This is a genomic window from Polyangium sp. y55x31 (genome assembly GCF_029946505.1).
GTDB lineage: Bacteria > Myxococcota_A > Polyangia > Polyangiales > Polyangiaceae > Polyangium.
The window spans coordinates 149,349-167,809 of the sequence record NZ_JARZHG010000023.1 but is presented as its reverse complement, the minus strand read 5'-3'; the positions used below and the strand labels follow the sequence as shown (position 1 = coordinate 167,809).

12 protein-coding genes are annotated in these 18,461 nt (G+C 69.4%); 5 read left to right on the top strand and 7 right to left on the bottom strand.

Annotation, left to right across the window (positions count from 1 at the left end; all coding sequences use genetic code 11):
* Window positions 1-36 precede the first annotated feature (36 nt).
* Window positions 37-1,845: an FG-GAP repeat protein gene (locus tag QHF84_RS32175; RefSeq protein WP_281317309.1), complete on the bottom strand. Its 1,809-nt coding sequence runs from the start codon at window positions 1,843-1,845 to the stop codon at window positions 37-39.
* Between the two features lie 97 nt (window positions 1,846-1,942).
* Here QHF84_RS32175 and QHF84_RS32170 point away from each other — a divergent pair, with 97 nt between their 5' ends.
* Window positions 1,943-2,476, top strand: coding sequence for a tellurite resistance TerB family protein (locus tag QHF84_RS32170; protein WP_281317308.1), 534 nt, complete (start codon window positions 1,943-1,945; stop codon window positions 2,474-2,476).
* A gap of 348 nt (window positions 2,477-2,824) precedes the next feature.
* Here QHF84_RS32170 and QHF84_RS32165 read toward each other — a convergent pair whose 3' ends face one another.
* Together QHF84_RS32165 and QHF84_RS32160 are read right to left on the bottom strand one after the other, a co-directional pair.
* Window positions 2,825-6,235: a prenyltransferase/squalene oxidase repeat-containing protein gene (locus tag QHF84_RS32165; RefSeq protein WP_281317307.1), complete on the bottom strand. Its 3,411-nt coding sequence runs from the start codon at window positions 6,233-6,235 to the stop codon at window positions 2,825-2,827.
* 135 nt (window positions 6,236-6,370) lie between these two features.
* Window positions 6,371-8,680: a squalene/phytoene synthase family protein gene (locus QHF84_RS32160; protein WP_281317306.1), complete on the bottom strand. Its 2,310-nt coding sequence runs from the start codon at window positions 8,678-8,680 to the stop codon at window positions 6,371-6,373.
* Window positions 8,681-8,986: 306 nt separating this feature from the next.
* Between QHF84_RS32160 and QHF84_RS32155 the strand changes: the two genes are divergently transcribed.
* The gene (locus QHF84_RS32155; RefSeq protein WP_281317305.1) at window positions 8,987-9,436 is read left to right on the top strand and encodes a hypothetical protein; all 450 of its coding nucleotides are present in this window, start codon (window positions 8,987-8,989) and stop codon (window positions 9,434-9,436) included.
* Window positions 9,437-9,439: 3 nt separating this feature from the next.
* On the opposite strand, the gene QHF84_RS32150 is transcribed toward QHF84_RS32155, so the two are convergent.
* Window positions 9,440-9,808, bottom strand: a complete 369-nt coding sequence (locus QHF84_RS32150) for a sensory rhodopsin transducer (RefSeq protein ID WP_281317304.1) — start codon at window positions 9,806-9,808, stop codon at window positions 9,440-9,442.
* A 107-nt stretch (window positions 9,809-9,915) separates the two neighbouring features.
* On the opposite strand from QHF84_RS32150, the gene QHF84_RS32145 reads away from it, so the two are divergent.
* Complete coding sequence (locus QHF84_RS32145; RefSeq protein WP_281317303.1) at window positions 9,916-10,824, top strand: hypothetical protein; 909 nt, start codon at window positions 9,916-9,918, stop codon at window positions 10,822-10,824.
* 9 nt (window positions 10,825-10,833) lie between these two features.
* On the opposite strand, the gene QHF84_RS32140 is transcribed toward QHF84_RS32145, so the two are convergent.
* The 3 genes from QHF84_RS32140 to QHF84_RS32130 all read right to left on the bottom strand — a co-directional run bounded on the left by QHF84_RS32140 (window position 10,834) and on the right by QHF84_RS32130 (window position 13,645).
* Window positions 10,834-11,640 (bottom strand): DUF4241 domain-containing protein, encoded by an 807-nt coding sequence (locus tag QHF84_RS32140; protein WP_281317302.1) that lies wholly within the window; start codon window positions 11,638-11,640, stop codon window positions 10,834-10,836.
* Window positions 11,641-11,795: 155 nt separating this feature from the next.
* On the bottom strand, window positions 11,796-12,647 hold the full coding sequence (locus QHF84_RS32135; RefSeq protein WP_281317301.1) for a BtpA/SgcQ family protein: 852 nt from the start codon (window positions 12,645-12,647) through the stop codon (window positions 11,796-11,798).
* Entirely contained in the window at window positions 12,644-13,645 is a 1,002-nt protein-coding gene (locus tag QHF84_RS32130; RefSeq protein ID WP_281317300.1) for a carbohydrate kinase family protein, read from the bottom strand. The genes QHF84_RS32135 and QHF84_RS32130 overlap by 4 nt, the downstream gene beginning before the upstream one ends.
* A 781-nt stretch (window positions 13,646-14,426) precedes the next feature.
* On the opposite strand from QHF84_RS32130, the gene QHF84_RS32125 reads away from it, so the two are divergent.
* Both QHF84_RS32125 and QHF84_RS32120 read left to right on the top strand, forming a co-directional pair.
* Window positions 14,427-16,775, top strand: a complete 2,349-nt coding sequence (locus QHF84_RS32125; RefSeq protein WP_281317299.1) for a glycosyltransferase — start codon at window positions 14,427-14,429, stop codon at window positions 16,773-16,775.
* A 2-nt stretch (window positions 16,776-16,777) separates the two neighbouring features.
* Window positions 16,778-18,439 carry a methyltransferase gene (locus QHF84_RS32120; protein WP_281317298.1) on the top strand — a complete coding sequence of 554 codons (1,662 nt, stop codon included), beginning with the start codon at window positions 16,778-16,780 and terminating at the stop codon, window positions 18,437-18,439.
* The last annotated feature ends 22 nt before the right edge of the window (window positions 18,440-18,461 follow it).

Here is an 18,461-nt window from a genome sequence, read left to right as displayed (position 1 = left end):
GGATGCTCGCGCCATTCCGCCGCGCGCGGGACGAGATCAAGGAACGGCTCGAATCCCTCGCGGCGAGCCTCGACCGGACCTAGCGAACCGCCGCAGCCCGGCCGCGAGGAGCGTCAGGAAAAACCAGCCGGCGTGGTCGCCGGCGCTGCGGCGAAATTGACAAGCCCCGCCGGAGAGGCGAACGGCTTCGTCCGCGGGGGGCTCCGCGTCTGCGTCCGCGTCCGCCGCTGCATCCGCACCCGCATCCGCGTCTGCGCCTGCGTCCGCGTCGGCCTCCGCATCCGGTCCCGCGTCCGCTTCCGTCATGCATTGACCGTCCATGCACGCGGCGCCGCCGCAATCCTTGGGCGCGCCGCTCGTGCATACGCCTTCCGCGCAGGTATCACCGATCGTACACGCGTCCCCGTCTTCGCAGGCCGTCCCCGTGAGCAGCGTGCACGCCCCGTCCGCGCTCGCACCCGCGGCCATCGAGCATGCGTCACACACGCCGAGATCACACGCGTTGTCGCAACATACGCCGTCCACGCAGAACCCACTCGCGCACGATGCGCCCGTCGTGCACGCCTCCCCATTCTCGCTTTTCAGGACGAACACGTACGCCGAACCCGCGTTCGTCCCGGCGTCGTCCTCCAGGTATGCGCCCACGATCGCCGTCTCCCCCTCCATCGCCACCGAAAACCCGAACGCGTCCCCCGCCGTCCCATCGCTCGCCACGAGCAAGAGATTCTCGACCCATCCGGCCCCGCTCTCCGTGAACACGTAGGCCGCGCCCGCATTCGAGCCTTTCGTATCGTCGAGCAGCGCGCTCAGGATCACCCGGCCCTTCGTGATCGCCACGCTCGTCCCCAGCCGATCGTCCGGCCCGAGCCCCGCCGGCACGAGCTTTCCCGCGTCCGCCCACACGAGCCCAGCGCGCGCGAATGCATAACCCGCCCCCGCGTCGCCCCCGGCCGCATTCGCGAGCGGCGCGCCCACGACGACCACATCCCCCTCGATCGCCACCGCCGAGCCAAACGCGTCCCCCGCCTGCCCATCCGCCGCGACGAGCTTCTTTTGCTGACTCCACACCTGCCCCGCGCCGACGAACACATACGCCGCGCCCGCGTCCACCCCCGCGTCGTCCTCCCCCGGCGCGCCGGCGATCACCGTCTGCCCCGACAACCCAACCGAAGCCCCGAGCCGATCCCCCGCCTGTCCATCCGCCCCGAGGATCTTCTTTTGCTGCGTGAACACGCCCCCATTCTCGCCGAATACGTACACCGCCCCCGCGTCCGCGCCTTTCGTGTCCTCGGCCGGCGCCCCCACGACGAGCGTCCCGCCCGCGACCGCGACCGCCTGCCCCATCGTATCCCCCACTTTCCCGTCGCTCCCGAACACCTTTTGCCGCTGCGTCCACACGCCGTTTGTCCGGGCGAACACGTACACGACCCCAGACGCCGGCGTCGCACCGTCGCCCCTCGGCGATCCCACGACGGCCACGTCCCCATCGACGCCAACCGCATGTCCGAACCATTCCCCCGGCCCGCCATCACTCGCCAAGAGCTTCTGCTCGAACGTCCACACGCCGTTCGTCCGAACGAACACATACGCCGCGCCCGCATCCGTGCCGTTCGTATCCTCGTCGGGCACACCGACGATCGCCGTGTCCCCCGAAAGCGCCACGGAGAAGCCGAAGAAGTCGCTCGGATCACCGTCCGGCGCCACGATCTCGATCACCTCGGTCGCAACGAGCGCCGCAGAGGAGCGAGCAACAGGCTCCGGCGTCGCCGCACCCAGATCACAGGCGGCGAAGGGCAGGAGCAGAGCGAGCCAAGCGGGGGCCTGCGGTCGGAGCGCCTTGGGCATGGGTCGATCGGTATCGTATCCCCCCCGCGCCGGAAGAGCGTGGACAATGCCGCCGCTCACATGCGAAGGTCCCTGCCCGAAAGAAAGGGAGGTCATCATGGCGAAAGTGGAGCGGCTGGGCAGCCTGGGGAACGTCGCAGCAGTGCAGGAGGCCCTCTCGCAGGCCGACGCGTACAAGGAAATGCTCGAGCGCGAAGCCGCCGCGAGGGCCGAAGCCGAGGCAAGGCACGCCGCCGAGGAAGCACAAGTCGGCACGCAGATCAGCGCGCTCGTCGAGGCCGCCTATCTGGTCGCATCCGCAGACGGGCGTTACACGAGCAGCGAATCCGAGCGTCTCGTCGAGCGCGTCGGCGCCCTCACGGACAACAAGTTCGCCGCAGACCACCTCGCCGCCATGGCAAACGACGCCCAAGGCCGCGCCTCCGAAGGCATCGACGCCCGCGCCCGCGCCATCGCCGAGATCCTACCCGATCCGGAGCTCCGCCGCGCAACCCTGCTCGTCGCCTCAGCCGTCGCATGGCTCGACGGCGGCGTCGGCCAGAAGGAAGGTCTCGCGCTGCAAGCACTCGCCCGCGCCTTCGGCTTCTCGATCGACGAGCTGCACAAGATCATGGGCCAAGCCCACGGCTGACTCGCTGGGGCGTTGCCCCAGGCCCCACCAGGGGCTGTCCGCCCCTGGACCCGGACCAGCGCAAGCGCTGGACTCGGGGTCGATGAACTGCGCGATGCGCAGTTCATCGAACAGCCGGTGGCAAGACCGGCGACGACCCTGCCAACCAAGACAGCAGCGCTGACGGTTCGACGCGCGACACCCCGTCGCCGTGTGAGACGAACCCTCGTAGTCTTGCCACGGGCCCGTCGGAGAAACTGCGCATCGCGCAGTTTCTCCGCCCCCGGTCCAGGCCGTGCCTGGTTCGGGTCGAGGGGCGAACAGCCCCCGCGGGGCCCGGGGCAGCGCCCCGGCGCGACGGCTTCAGCTTCAACCGAACGCCGGCTCGAACGTGGCTGTGCGCTCGCGTCCCCAGGCTTCGCGTTCGGCCCTGCGCGTCTCGTAGAGGCCGAGTGACGCGACGGGGAAATAACTCCGGTACAGCGTGTAATGCAGAAGCGCTGTGCGGAAGAAGATGCCGGCCGGTTCTTCTGCGGGCCAGGTGCCGTCGTCGCGTTGCGTGGCGGCGAGGAACCGCGCGCCTCGATCGATCGCGTCCCAGTCTGGATCCTTTGCTTCGAGCAGCGCTGTGATTGCCCAGGCTGTCTGGATCACCTGGCTTCGATCGTTCTCGCGGTATTGCCCGCGGATTGCGCTCTCGTGGTGCTCGCCCCAGCCGCCGTCTGGCCGCTGGCGTGCTTTGATCCACGTGCATGCTTTGCGAATGGCGTGGTCGTGCGGCGGCGCGCCTGCTGCGAGCAGGCCTCGCACGCCGAACATCGTGCCGTAGATGAAGCACACGCCCCAGGCTGCCGGGAACGAGCCGTCTGCGCGCTGGAGTGCGCGCAGGCTCGCGGCGGCCTTCCGGATCGCGGTGTCGACTTCGCTCCGCAGGATCTCCGGGTGATGCTGCTGGAATGCCGCGAGTGCTGCGATGCACGAGGCCGTGCATTCGACGTATGCCGCTTCGCTCATCGAATCCCCGAACATCTCTGCGGGGTTCAGCCATTCGAGCGGCACCATCGTCCGGCGCGCCTCGTAGCTCCCGAACGAGCCATCTGGATTCTGGCACCGGAGCACGAAACGTGCTGCTGCTGCCATGTCCTCGGCCGAGGCACGCGCGTGGGGGGATTCGAGCCGCGCGAGCATCGCCTCGGCCGTGCAATCACTCACCGGCCAGCCGTGCCAGACCCCGGCGAAGCAATAGCCGCCGCGCGGATCGAGCCGGTCGTGCGCCGCTGCGTCCCCGACCGCCTCGCGGATCTGTTGCTCCTCCAAGAATCGATCCGCCCGCACGAGCGCCTCGGAGACGTCCACGTGCTTCGCGGCGGCCACGAGCGCCTGCGCTGCGAAGGCCGTATCCCAGGAGGCGCTGCGCGCTCCGGCGACGCGCAGACCGTCCGTGTCGTCTTCCCAGATCCAGCCCTCGAACCGCTCCAGCGCGAGCATCGCGTCCGGGTCTTTCGGATCGTTCAGCCAGAGCGCCAGGATCCCGAGCAGCCCGCTCACCGGCGACAAACCGGTGTGCCCACTCGCGCGCAGGTCGTAACGCACCTCCTCGCGGAGCGACGAGAGCAGGCCTGCCCGTGATTTCGGCGTCCGCAGCCGATCGACGACCTCGAACGCCTGATAAGCGAATTCGAGCGCCAGGCCCGGCGGCGTCTGGAGCTCCGCCGCGCGCCGCTGCCGCCGCGCCGCCGCGAAATCGACCGCGGCAAACCCGCCCGGATAAAGCTCGTTGCGAAGCGCCCGCGTGATCGCCGTCTCGGGCGCGGTCGGCCGCGCGGCCACGAGGAGCGACATCGCGAGATAGATGTACCGCGTGTGGCAGTAATATTTCGACGGGTGGAGCGCCCACGAGCGCGGCAAGAGCCACGCCTCGGGCAACACCTTAGGCACGCCCTCCCAGCCATAAAGACCACAGAGCGACAGCCACAACTTGCCCCAGCTCGGGATCGCCGCCGCGCCGCCCTCGCTCCGGATGAACGCGAGCCCCTTCGCGACGAGCGGATCCTCCGCCGGCACGCCGAGCAGGCGCGCCGCCACGTACACGAGCGTCGTGACGAACAGGTAGGGCTGCGAGAGCTCGTGCATGCCCCACGTTCCATCGGGCAGCCGCGTCCGCGCGAACTGGAGCAAGAGCCGCTCCCGACGCACCGGATCGATCGGCAAGCCCATCACGTGGCACGCCATGACGTACTGGGCCGCGAGCATCGGGTTCCAGATGACCTCGCCCTCCCACGACCCGTCCTCGGCCTGCTCGGCCACGAGCGCGCGCACGCCTCGCGCGAGCGCCGTCCGCGGTTCGAGCCGCGCCTTGCCGAGGCGCGTCGCGCGTTCCGCCGCCGGGTGCTCGAGCACCTCGGCGCGCCCGGCGGCCGCCTTCAGCGCCGCGCCGTATCGATCCTCGGCCGACCGCGGAAAATCCCGCGTTGGCTCGGCTGGCGTGAGGTGCAGCGTCGCCCGCATGAGCCAGCGGATGCGCATGCCGAGCTCGGTCGCGACCTCGGCCGCGTGCCGCGGATCACGACGCACCACGCCGTCGCGCACGATCGCGCTCGATGCACGGAGCAGCGCCTTCAGGAACGAGCCGCCGAAATGCAGCGGGTTCGTGTCCTCGCACGAGAGAAAGCCCATCGTGCGCATCCGCTCCGCGGGTTGCTCGCGCCAGAGATCGTAGATCCCGCTGCGGATCGCCGCCGTCTCGTCCGACGTGTCGGCGAAGACCTCGTACAGCGCGACGGCGAGCATCTCCGGCGCGCGGCTCTGGATCGCGCGCTCGCGGCTGTAGGCGCGGAAGCTCTTTGCTGCGGCGAGCCCGATCGCGTCCTGGAAGCCGAGCGTCATGCCGAGCGCCGTGAGCGGATGGTGGTGGCCCACCGCGTCGCCGACGAGCGCGAGTCCTTCGCGGCCGTAATCGACGCGCGGGCGGATCTGGTTCGTCGCCCACGCGATCTCGCCGCTCTCGAGCGCCTTGCGGAACGCGCCGCGTAGCGCCTCGGGCAGGACGTTCGAGAACGCCTCCCAGAGCGTCGCCGCCTTGCTGCGCTGCACGCGCATCGAGAGCGGCACGTCGAGGCAGAGCCGGACGTGCCGATCGTTGATCCGATACGCGAGCGCCGGCCCAGGGCCGCCGAGGAACACGTGCCCGTGCCCTTCGAGCGGCATGCGCACGCCTTCGAGGAGGAGCCCCGCCATGCGCGAGTACGTCGCCGCGCTCCGGTCGATCGAGAGCGCCGCGTGCGCCACGCCGCTGCGACCGCTCGCGCCCACGACGAGCCCGGCGCGGATCATCCGCGTCCCGCCGCCCTTCTGCTGGTACGAGAGGGTTTGATCGACGATGTTCGTCGCGCGCGAACCGGGCTGATAGTCGATGCTCGCCTCGCCCATCACGCGCTCCCGCAGCCGCTCGACGAGCCGGACGTGCTCGATCGCGTGGCCGACGTTTCCGGCGCGGTAGGGGAGCGCGATCGGGGTCGTGCCGTCGTCGGGGTACAGGACGAACCCGCGGCCCGACTCATATGTCGTGCCGGCCTTCAGATCCACGCCGAGCCCGCGGAGGATTTCCACGGCGGGCGGGTGCAGCCATTCGCCGGCGAGCCGTTCGACCGCGCGCGGATTCGACTCGAGCAAGAGCACCCGGGCGCCTCGCTCCGCAAACGCGAGCGCCGACACGCAGCCGACCGGACCTGCGCCGATCACGGCGATGTCGTAGTCGATCCTCTCAGCCTTCCCATTCATGCACGGACCTCGTTCGTCATTCACGGCCGCGGCATTCGCCGGCGGCTCCTCGGAACCGGTCCCCCCTCTCGAAGCGAGGGCAAACCGGACGCCCGGACAAACCGTGCGTCGTAGCGTGCCCCTGGTCTCACGCGCTCACGGCCGCGTGACGTGCGCCCCGCGCGACGCGGGGCCCTCGGGCACGAGCGCCCGACGGAAGAAATCGGCGTAGGCGTCGTAAATCGCGCTTCGTACGCACGTGGGCACGAAGCCGAGCTCGCGCTCCGCCTTCGAGGTGTCCGCGCGCCGCGGCGAGGACGCGGGCGCCGGCGCGCCGGGCGGGCGCTCGCCTCCGAGCATCCGCGCCGCCGCGAGCTTCTGCGCGAGGGGCGTCCGCGCGAGGAGCGCCGGCACGGCGAACGGCGGGCGGCGCCGCGCGCTCGCTTCCTCGAAGAACGAGAGCAGATCGTCGATCGACACGAGCTCGGTCGCGACCACGTACTTCTGTCCTTTTCGCCCGCTGCGCATCGCCGCGACGTGGGCCTCCACCGCGTCGCGCGTCGACGTGAGCAGGAGCGCGCCGCGCGCGAAGGCGCGGAGCCGGCCGTTCGCGTGATCCACGAGCGCGCGCCCGATCGCGCTCGGCCGCTCGTCGAAGGGCCCGACCAGCGTCGTCGGCGCGACCACGACCACGTCGAGCCCGTCGGCCACGGCCTTCAAGCACTCGTGCTCCGCGAGCGCCTTCGTCCGCGCGTGCGGCGAATGCGCGGAGAACGGGTCGAGCGGCGTCGCCTCGTCGATCGGCGCGCCGTGCGCGGCGTCGTACCGCACCGCATCGAGCGAGCTCGTCACGACGACCCGGCGCACGCCGGCCTCGCGACACGCGGCGAGAAGCGCGCGCGTCCCGAGCACGTTCGTCTCGAAAAACGATTGCTCGTTGCCCTCGGCCACCATGGCCGCCGCGTGATAGACCTCCGTGGTGCCGCGCGTCGCCGCGCCGAGCGCGTCCGCGTCCCGCACGTCGCACGTCACGACCTCGACGGGCAAACCCGCGAGCGCCGCCGCGCCGCGCGCGCCTCGCACGAGCACGCGGACCTCTTTGCCCTCGGAGACCAGGCGTCGCACGAGGTTTTGCCCGAGGTGCCCCGCGCCGCCCGTCACGAGCACGCGCCCCTCGCGGGTCCGCGCGTCATTCCGAGAGGCCTCGCCCGAGGATTTTTTCGCATCCGCGCCGCCGCGGATCACCGTCATCGACGCGCGCCGTTCCGGCGGCACCGGCGGCCTGCGCGCGCGGAGCAGCGGCATCGTCGCGCGACCCGTACCGCCCGCGGGCGCGCTCGGCCTGGCCTCGGCTGCGCGGGCAAACAAGGCGGTGAGCGCCGCGTCGCTCTCGGCTGCGCGCCGCGCGCCGGCGAGCACCTCGGCCACGAGGCGTTTGTCGATCTTCGGCTCGCGCCCGCGGACGAGCGTGTCCTCGCCGCGCTCCACCTCGCGTAGCGTGGCGATCGCCAGCGCGAGCGGCACCGCGCAGAACGCGCGCACCTCCGCGCCTTCGCGGCCGGGCCAGCAAAGCGTGTACTCCACGGCGGCGTCGAGGTGCCCGCGCGCGATCGTGCACACCTCGGACACGGCCGCGAGGCCGCCGGCGCGCGCCTCGGGCGAGAGCAGTGCGTCCCGACGAACCCCGTGCCGGGCGAGCACGTCTTCCGGCAGGAAACACGCGCCGCGATCGAAATCTTCGGCGACGTCTTTCAGCACGTTCACCATCTGCAAGCCGAGCCCGAACCGCGTCGCGCGGCTCCGCGCCGCTTTGCGGACCTCCTCGCTCGCCGTGGGAACCGTGCGCTCGAAGAGCGACGTGAGTAGCTCGCCCACCGTGCCGGCCACGAAATAACAATATCGCTCGAGATCGGCCACGTCGCGGAGCCGCGTCTTGCCCTCGGCGTCCGCGCGTCCCGCGTACTCGCGCATCCCCCGGCTCATCTCGAGCACCCACGGCCGGATCGCCTCCTGATCGGCGGCGGGCAGCCCACGGAACACGCGAAACACCGCGCCCGAGCCCTTGCAGAGCGCGCGATCGGCCTCGGCCATCCCGATGGCCTCGTCCGCGAATCGGGCCTCGAAATCGGTCAGGGAGCCAGCCTCGCCCCGCATGAGCGCGTCGAACGCGTCGAAGAGCGAGACGCGGGTCTCGGGCGCGATCGGATTCGCGTCCTCGATGCTGTCGACGACCCTGCACAGGAGATACGCGGCGCAGAGGGAATCGGAGAGCCCCTCGGGCAACGACAGGATCGAGAGCGCGAACGTCCGCGAGACGCGCGGCAGCATCCGTACGCAGAAATCGCGATCGGCGACCCTCTGCGCGGCGAGCGCCTCCAGAGCGGCGGCCATCGCCCCGCCCGCGTCCTCGGACAAACCAATCCGCAGCCCCACGTCGCGGAGCCCAGAAACGTCATGCCTCGCCATTCCGTGCCGCTCCCTTACCGCCGGCGCCTCGTGGTCTCGGCTGTCAACGAAGTAATCGAAGAATCAGTGTCCAGTGCTTGTGTACTGCATTGCCGTCCTCACGGTTCCGCCCGATCGTCCGACTTTGCAGAGAGGCCGTACATGGCGCATGCAGGGCAATCGTGTCAAGGGGCGCCCGCCCACATTCGCGTGCTTTTTCTTGCTGAGGCGGCGGGGCGCGAAGTCGTGTTCGCATCGGTCTGCCTCTCCGGTGTTGCTTTTCGGCAACGTCGCGTTCGCGCCCGACCATTGCATGCGCGGACGGACATGAGCACGAGGGGAGCCTTGTTCTGGGCTGCGCTCGTCGCCTCGCTCGCCTCGTGCGAGCGCGACGCGCCCACCATTTCCCGTCAACACGAAGGCACGCGTCCGCAAAACGCGGCGCTCCTTCCGGTGCAGGCGGAGGATCCGTTCCCTGCGCTCGGCTGTTACCAGCGCGCGCGTGATCGCACGATGCTCACGCAACACGACGCCTATCTCCTCTGCGCGGGCGCGATGTCGGACGCGCCGATCGCCTGCTACGAGCGCGCATCAGCCGGGCTCCTGCTCTCCGTGCAGGCGATAGAGCTTTGCCGCTGCGCCGAGTCGCTCGCGCCGATCGAGTGTTATGAGCGCGCCGTGCAGGGGACCACGCTCACGCAGCCCGACATCATCGGGCTTTGCAGCGCGACCGCGATGCAGCGGCTCTATCCGAATTGCACGCCGGCCGTCCGCTGAGCGTCACATGCCGCAGCGTTCCCAGTGCGCGATCGTCGTCATCGCGCCCCCGCCTCCAGTGCCCACGCGCGTATATTGCACGACGATCGGCACGTCCGACTCGATCACGGTCGCGAAATCGGTTCCGATCGGCAGCGGCTCCGGGCCTTCGAGCTCGTGCCAGCGGATACGCCGGCTCCGTTCGGGCAGCAGCGTGAGCCGGTAGGGCCCGGCCGGCACGCGGTGCTCGAAGTACACCATGATCTCCACGTGCGCCTCGTGCGTGGAGGCATTGAGCAGCCAGAGCACGTCGTTCGCGCCGTCGCCGTCCGCCCGCTTCGCCAGGTGCCCCTCCGCGACCGACCACCGTTTGCAGCCCGCCGGCTTGCTCATCCAAAGTCCCCCTCGTCCGGGCGCTTTCGCCCGAAAAACACCGCCTGCAGAGCCCATGCCGCCGAGGCGTTCCCTTTGCCCGAGCTTGCCTGTATGCTGCTTGCCGAATGTTCGTCCGCGTCGGGTTGGTCGCCTTCTCGCTCGTCCTCGGGACCGGTTGTCGGGACGAAAGCCCGTCCCCGACGAAAGACCCCGAAGCCGCGCCCTCCGCATCGACGCCCGCGAGCGCGTCCCTCGCGTCCTCGAGCGCTTCCAGCGCCGCGCTCGCGCCCGCCGCGCCCACGCTCCCGTCCCGCAAAGTGGCGAGCAAGCCGCTCGCAGACGAGAGCCTCCTCGGCGAGTTTTCCTTCGAGCGCGCGGCGGGCGACGAGGGCATGACCTGGCTCGCCGCCGAGGACGCCTGCGTCGCCGCGGGAAAACACCTCTGCACGGCCACGCAATGGCAGGCCGCGTGCGAGGCCGATCCGGCCGTCTCCGCCGTCGAGACGTGGACCCTCACGCCCGAGCGCGACGCAGGGTTCGTCGTGCGCGGCGGCGCGTCGGGTTGCGGCCGAAAAACCGTCGCCCCCGGCGCGCAGGCGAGCCCGTTCCGCGCCGGCGCCTGCTGCACGCCCGCGCTCGCCGCGGCGGGCCGCGACATCCAGCCGGCCATGCTCCGGGCCATGGCGAAAAACGTCCTCGACCTCGAACGAACCTTGAATGCGCGCCGCGCCTCCGCGCTCGCGGGCTTCTTCGACGAGCGCGTGCGCGTCTTCCTCAAGGAAAAATCGCGCGCCGAGGCGGTCTCGGTCTTCGAGCACGAGTTTGGCAAATATGAAGATTACGCGGCGGTGCACGAGCTCTGCGATTTCTCGGCCGCCGCGGACAACGAGACCTATACGGCCGATTGCCGCAAGATCACGCGCTTCGGCGGCAAGGTCGGCCACGTGCTCACGCGTTACGTCTTCGTGGCCGGCTCGGGCAAACTGCGCTCGATCACGGACCCGGCCATTTACCGCGCATTCGCCGAGCCTTGACGGTTTTTCTCAACCGTCCGGCCAGCGCACGTCCGGAAACCTCTCTTCACCCAGGTCGATGACCGAAACGAGTTCCACCGGCGCGCCGTTCGCGTCGAGCCCCCAGTACGTCGGGACCACCTGATCTCCGCCGAGCGCAAACGCAACGACGTTTCCGAGCGTCCCTTTCCACTCGGCATGACCAAGGCTCCCGCCCGGCGCGCGGCGGGTTGCCTGGAGCGCCTTCATGAGGTCGCCGCTGTTTTGCTCGGCGCGGCCATCGCGAACGTATTCTTTGTGCACGACGCCGCCGCGGATGGATTGCCGCACCTGGTCCGGCGGCGCGTATTCGGCGAATACGCTCGCATCCATGAAGCAACCCGTCGCGGCGTCGGACGGATATCCCAGGCGCGCTCCGGGGCGGGACGGCGCGGGCTTCTGGCCCGCGACCGCCGCCGTTTCCCATCGCGTCGGGCGGCCGGCGGTGAAGACGACACGCGCGAGCACGAGCGAATCGGCGCGGCCTCGATCGTCGTCCTGGAGGAGAAGCTCGACGGGGTAACGCCCCGGCGGGACGGCGCGTGAAAGCACGTGGTTCGCCGAGAGGTTCGCGAGCGGATCACCCGCCATGAGTTTTCCCGTCGGCACGACGAGCATTCCAATGCCCAGGCGGCGCGTGGGCACGGCGACGAGCTCGTCGGTCTCCTCGTCGCGTACACGCAGCGGCGCGCCGGCAAAGAGGTCGTGAAAATCGAGCTGCGACGGCGCAGGTGCGTCCGCCTTCGGGCGCGCCTCGGCCGCCAAAGGATGGCCCGAAGGCGGGGGCGCCGCGGTCACGGTGGGAGAAGCTTCGGGGGGCGGTGCCTTTGCGGTCGAACCGCTACAACCGGAGAGCGGAATCAGCGCGGCAGCAGCGGCGAGTGATAACGTCGGCGGAAGGACGCGTCGAGGGGAGGGCACGGCGCGCGAGAGTAGCTTGAAATTTGGTGATATCAACCGGCGGCGCGCGCGGCCCGAACGAACCTGCGCACGCGCTCCACGTCGACGGGCTCCTCGATGCGCCCGTTTTCCTTGATGCTCGACCCCACGATCACGCCGTCGGCCGCGCCGAGGAAGGCCGTCACATTCTCCTCGGTCGCGCCGCTGCCGATGAGCACCGGCGAATCCCCGGCGAGCGCCTTCGCCTCCCGCACCTTCGCGAGATCCGGCGCGTCTCCCGTCATCTTTCCGGAGACAATGAGCGCGTCGGCCCCGGAAAAACGCGTCCATTCGATGTGCGTCGCGAGATCGATGCCCGGGAACCGCACCGAATGTTTCTTGTCGACGTCGGCGAACAGCTTGATGTGCTCGGCGCCGAGCTCTTTACGCCTCCGCAGGAGCTCCGCCGCGCACCCCTCGTCCCACGATCCCGCCTCCCACACGCCCGCGCCCGCGAGCATGCATACCCGGACGAACTTCGCACCCGCGGCGATCGCGATTCCGAGCAGCGCGACGCCGCCGTTGTGCACGAGGTTGATGCCGAGCGGCAAAGGCACGGCCTGCCCCACGGCCCGCGCCACGACCGCGTGCGCCGCGATGCTCTCGGGCGCGATGTGGGATCCGGCGCGGAAGGGAATGTCCCACATATTCTCCACGATGATCCCGTCCACGCCGCCCTCCGCGAGCGCGCGCGCGTCGCGGATTGCGTTCTCCAGGATCACGTCCATCCCGTAGCCCGAATATCCCGGCGCGCCGGGCAGCGGCCAGCAATGCACCATGCCGAGGACGGGCTTTTTCGTGCCGAAGAGGTCCCCGAGATCCCGGAGCTTGAGCGCGTCGAGGCGCGCTTTCCACGGAGGCGTCATGTCGCCCTTCCAATCGTTGGGTTGTCGTTCGCTAACAAAGAAGAGTGAAGCTCGGATCCATGCCGGGAGAGCAGGCAGGAAAGCTCCTCCCGCCCCGGCAAGGACGCCGCTGCGCCGGGCCGGCTCACGACGAGCGCGCCCGCGGCATTGCCCAGCCTGCCCGCGCCTTCGGCGGTGGCGCCGCGGCGCCATGCGTAAAGGAATGCTCCGACGAACCCGTCCCCGGCGCCCGTCGTGTCGCGCACGTCGGCGGGAAACGGCGGCACGAGCGTTCGTGTGGACCCTTCGGCCACGACGGCGCCCTCGGCGCCGAGCTTGCCCACGACGAGCGGCACGCCCGCGCCGAGGAGCGCCGCGATGGCGGCCTCGCAAGGGGTGGCGCCGTGGTCATTGGGGGCGAATCCGCCGAGCTCGCCGAGCTCGCTTTGATTGCCGAAGAGCACTGCGAACCGCGGAGCGAGCGCGAAGAGCTCCTCGGCCCGCGCGCGGACGAGCGGCAGGCAGATATCGATCGAAAGGGGAACGTCGCGGCGGGTCGCTTCCTTCATCAACGCGAGCGTCGTCAGCCATTGCTCGCCTTCGAGGAGCGCGTGCCCGGCCACGTGCAGGTGAACGACGTCCTGGAACACCGCCTCGAAATCGGGGCACGAGACCACGGCGTTTGCGCCGCGAAAGCTCAGGAACGTCCGCTCGCCGCTCGGCGAAATGGCCACGACGCAGGTCCCCGTGGCCACCGTGGGGTGTGTCTCGACGAACGAAAGATCGACGCCGGCCTCCCTGGCGGCCCGGAGCGCGATCGCCGCCCCGGGATCGCTGCCGACCGCCGTGACGAGCCGGGCGCGCGCGCCGAGCTTGGCGAGCGCCGTCGCCACGTTCGCGCCGGATCCGCCGCTCCCGTAGCCGAGCTCGGTCATCGGCACGTCATCGCCCTCGTCCGGGAAACGCGCGAGCGTGCTCGAGAGGTCTGCGTTGGCATCGCCGACGACGAGGAAAACCATGCGGGCGGAGTTTACTACGGGCGGGCTTGTGCGAGCCACGGTCGTTCAACGATAGCTGCTTGACCATGCAGCAAGCATCGGTTAAGAGTCAACTTGCTGAGACCTCCACAACTCCTCAGCGGAGTACCAGCGTCAGGTAGTCGGGCGCGGAAAAGCGCGCCTGGCCGTGGATCGTCTTGGTCGACCAATGGGTCGTGCCTGAGCCGAGACGCCGGTTCGATGAGTCAGGTCCGTACGTTCCTAGGCATCCGTTCTCCAGGCAGAGTTCGCCATTTGGCGGCTCTGATAGGCGCGTACGGGCTGGTGCGGTGATCAGGAGGTCATCATGAGCAAGTCGTCCGCGAAGTCACAGCGGGATAACCACGCCAATCAGCTCAACGAACAGCACCCGCTGTACCATCGGACCCGGGGGCTTTCCTGGCCCCAAGCCGAACAAGCAGCGCGCGAGGCCCGTTCGGGCGATGGCGTTGGGTCTCTAGGTCCCGGGAAGGATGAGGAGACGTCGAACGCCACTCCGGGCAAACCGAACGGCGAATAGCTCGTCCGGCTGACCCATAACGCGGCCGTTCCTCCGCTGCGCGTCGCCGTTGCGCGTCGCGCGGCGGGGGCACGGCCCTCTTTTGTCCGGAGAAACCATGACCGAGCAAGTCATCACCACCGACGTACGTCGGTTCGTCGGGGCTCCCGGGCGGGCGGCGGAAATCCTCGGCTGGGCTCCACGGATAGGGATCCGCGAGGGGATCACGCGTAGGATGAACGAGGTTCGGCAGGGGAGCGGCACATGAAGATCCTACAGGTCATTCACGGGTATCCGATGCGGTACAACGCCGGCTCGGAGGTGTACACGCAGACCCTCTGCCACGCGCTCGCGCCGCGCCACGAGGTGCACGTCTTCACGCGCGAGGAGGACTCGTTCGCGCCCGAGTTCGCGCTCCGCCGCGAGCACGACGCAGCCGATCCGCGCGTCACGCTGCACGTCGTCAACGTGCCTCGGAGCCGTGATCGGTACAGGCACGTCGAGGTGGATCAGCGCTTCGCCGAGCTCTGCGACGAACTCCGCCCCGACGTGGTCCACGTGGGCCACCTCAATCACCTCTCCACCTCGCTCCTCGTCGTCCCGGCTGCGCGGCAGATCCCCATCATTTACACGCTGCACGATTACTGGCTCATGTGTCCTCGCGGCCAGTTCATGCAGATGCACCCGGAGGATCCGAACGACCTCTGGGCAGCATGCAACGGGCAGGAGGATCGAAAATGCGCCGAGCGCTGCTACGCGCGGTACTTCTCCGGCGCGCCGGACGAGCGCGCCGAGGACGTCACCTACTGGACGGGTTGGGTGTCGCGCCGCATGAAGCACGTGCGCGAGATGGTCGAGCTCGTGGACGTCTTCGTCGCGCCCTCGCGGTACCTCCATGATCGGTATCGTGATCACTTCGGGATCCCGTCGCGCAAGCTCACGTACCTCGATTATGGATTCGACCTCGATCGGCTCCGAGGACGGCGCCGCGAGGAGGGAGAGCCGTTCACGTTCGGGTACATCGGGACACACATTCCGGCCAAGGGGATTCACCATTTGATCGAGGCATTCGGCGCAGTTCAGGGAGAGACGCGCCTCCGGATCTGGGGGCGACCGCGTGGTCAGGATACGGACGCGCTGCACGAGCTCGGGAGGCGCCTGCCCGGGGATGCGAAAGACCGCATTGAATGGCTTCCTGAATATCGCAACCAGGACATGGTGCGGGACGTCTTCGATCGAGTCGACGCCATCGTCGTGCCGAGCGTGTGGGTCGAGAACTCGCCGCTCGTCATCCACGAGGCCCTTGCGGCCGGCGTCCCCGTGATCACGGCGGACGTCGGTGGAATGGCAGAGTATGTCCATCACGAGGTCAACGGCCTCCTGTTCGCGCATCGAGACCCCGCGGCGCTGGCGACACAAATGCAGCGCTTCGTGGACGAGCCGGCCCTCGCGCGGCGCCTCGGGCGCCGAGGATACGCGCAGGATCCGCAGGGCCGCGTGCCCGACATCGATGCGCACGTGCGCGCTGTCGAGGCTCTTTACGAACAAGCGCTCGCGCGCAGGGACACGGCTCGGCTCGATCCGCGCCCGGGTCCGTGGCGCATCACGTTCGACACGAATCCGGACACCTGCAACCTGCAATGCGTGATGTGCGAGGAACACTCGCCGCACAGCGACAAGCAGGACAAACGGCGGCTCCTCGGCAAACCTCGCCGGGTCATGCCGATCGAGCTCGTCCGCAAGGTCGTCGAAGAGGCTGCGGGCAAGGGCCTGCGGGAGATCATCCCCTCCACCATGGGAGAGCCGCTCCTCTACGAGCATTTCGAGGAGATCATCGAGCTCTGCCGAAGGCACGGCGTGAAGATGAACCTCACGACGAACGGGACGTTCCCGCGCCTCGGCGCGCGCGCCTGGGCCGAGCGGATCGTGCCCGTCACGTCGGACGTCAAAATTTCCTGGAACGGCGCCACGAAGGCCACGCAGGAGCGCGTCATGATCGGCGCGCGCTGGGAGAAGATGCTGGACGACGTGCGCACGTTCATCGCGGTTCGCGACACGCACGCCCGGACGAACCCCGACCGGTGCCGCGTCACGTTCCAGCTCACGTTCCTGGAGACGAACGTCCACGAGCTCGCCGATATCGTGCGGCTCGCGATCGAGCTCGGCGTCGATCGCGTCAAGGGGCACCACCTCTGGGCGCATTTCTCGGAGATCAAAGGGCTGTCGATGCGGCGGAGCCCCGAGGCGATCCGGCTATGGAACGCCGCCGTGCTGGATGCGCGGGCGGCGGCGTCGGCGAAGACCTTGCCGAATGGCAAATACCTCCTGCTGGAGAATGTCTTCCTCCTCTCCGAGTCCGCGTCCGAGGACCTCGCGCCGGGCGGGCCATGTCCTTTTTTGGGTCAAGAGGCGTGGGTGAGCGCGGAGGGCCGGTTCGATCCGTGCTGCGCCCCAGACGAGCAGCGTCGCGCGCTCGGCGAATTCGGATCGCTGCACGACCACGGGCTCCTGCAGATCTGGAACGGAGAGCCGTATCGACGCCTCGTCACGACCTACCGGACGCGAGGCCTTTGCCTCGGCTGCAACATGCGCAAGCCCGTGGGAGCGCCATGACGATGGAATGGCAACGGGCTCGTGTGGCCGAGGACGGGACGCACCACGTCGTCTTTGGGGAGCCGCTCTACGACGAGCGATACGACGAGGTCCTCGCGTTCCATGCGCCGGGCCTCGCGCCCGTGCGTCGCGCCGGCGAGGCGTGGCACGTCGACATGCGCGGACGCGCCGCATACACGCGGCGCTTCGAGCGCACCTTCGGCTTCTACGAGGGGCGAGCCGCTGTGCGCGGGCGTGATGGATGGCACCACATCCTGCCCGATGGGAGCGACCTTTATCCGGAGCGTCACGCCTGGTGTGGCAATTACCAGCACGATCGATGCACGTTCCGGGACGAGCGTGGTCTTTACGGTCACCTCGATCCCGAGGGGCGCCCCGTTGCGTCGACGCGATGGCGTTATGCCGGCGATTTTCGCGAGGGCTCGGCCGTGGTGCAGGCCGATGACGGGCGCTCGACCCACGTCCGGCCGGACGGAGCGCTCTTGCATGGCCTCTGGTTCGTGGACCTCGACGTGTTCCACAAGGGGTTTGCCCGCGCGCGGGACGCGTCCGGGTGGACGCACGTGGACCGCGAAGGACAGCCCATTTACACGCGGCGGTTCGTGGCGGTCGAACCGTTCTACAATGGCCAGGCGCGCGTCGAGCGGCTCGACGGCGGGCTCGAGGTCATCGACGAGCGGGGAGATACGATCGTGGAGCTCCGGTCCGCTCGGACGAACGATTTCGCGGCGCTGTCTGCGGATCTCGTGGGGCACTGGAGAACGGATACGCTCGCTGCGGCGGTGTCGCTCGGGGTTTTCGACGCCTTGCCCGGTCCGGAGACCTTCCTCGCCGAGCGCTGCGCGGTGCCCCTCGACAAGATGCGACGGTTGCTCCGGGCCCTCGCCGAGCTCGGCGTGATCACGCGGCAAAGCGACGGGGCCTGGGCCCCCACGCCGAAAGGCGCGTTTCTCCGCGCCGATCATCCGCTCACGCTCGCCGGCGCCGCGCGTGAATACGCGGGGCCGCTCCGGCAGCGGTGGGCCTCCCTCGAAATGGCATTACGCGCCGATGTGTTCCGGCCCGACGACGTCTTCCGAGAGGTCGCGAGCACGCCGGAGCGGTGCCGCACGCACCACCGCATGCTCGAGAGCTATGCCCGCCACGATTACGAGCCCCTCGTGGACGCATTGCCCATTCAACCTGGGGACGTCGTCGTCGACGCGGGCGGAGGCACGGGCGCGCTCGCCTCGCTCATCGCGGCGGCGTGGCCCTCCAGCTCCGTTCTCGTGCTCGATCTTCCGGGCGTTGCGGAGGCAGCCTGCGTGCTGCAGGCTCCCGTGCAGTTTGTCGAAACAAATCTATTCGATCCCTGGCCCATCTCGGCGGACGTCGTGCTCCTCGCCCGGGTGCTCCACGACTGGGACGATTGCGACGCGACCCGTCTCCTCGTCCGTGCTCGTGATTCCTTGAAGCCGGGGGGGCGTATCGTCGTCGTGGAGATGGTGCTCGACGAGGACGGGCATGGCGGTGGGCTCTGTGATCTTCACCTCCTCGCCGTGACCGGAGGGCGCGAGCGAACGCGCCGCGATTTCGAGCGGCTCTTCGATGCCGCAGGGCTCCGGCTCACCGAGGTGCAAAGGACGCGCTCCTTCCCTCGTGCGCTCGTGGCGGTGTCTGCGTGACACCTGGGCAGAGGGTGTGTCC